Source organism: Paraclostridium dentum (assembly GCF_012922555.1).
Taxonomy (GTDB): domain Bacteria; phylum Bacillota; class Clostridia; order Peptostreptococcales; family Peptostreptococcaceae; genus Paraclostridium; species Paraclostridium dentum.
This window is the reverse complement of record NZ_WIPK01000202.1, coordinates 1-314: the sequence shown is the minus strand read 5'-3', so window position 1 is coordinate 314 and position 314 is coordinate 1. Positions and strand designations below refer to the sequence as shown.

Genomic DNA, 314 nt, shown 5'->3' with positions numbered 1-314 from the left:
CAACTTCATCGCTGCAGGCCGCCGCCACTCTCATGCAACCCACCAAGGTTGGCCGGAGCGGCCTCCAGCTCCGCCCTGTCCAAGCCGTCGGAAAAGCCTTCGGCGTGGAGCCCTCAGCAGCCAGGCTCACTTGCTCTCTATCCGACTTTGCCCAGAAATGTGGTGATGCTGCCAAGATCGCTGGCTTTGCTCTCGCCACCTCCGCCCTCGTCGTTTCGGGAGCAAACGCCGAAACGAAGAGGCTAACCTTCGACGAGATCCAAAGCAAGACGTACCTAGAAGTGAAAGGCACCGGCACCGCCAACCAGTGCCCC

The 314-nt window shown here is 61.1% G+C and carries 1 protein-coding gene; it reads left to right on the top strand.

What is annotated here, in order from left to right; translation table 11 throughout:
* Positions 1–314: hypothetical protein (locus GFJ41_RS18595; protein ID WP_206001641.1), on the top strand; the 314-nt coding region annotated here is incomplete at both ends.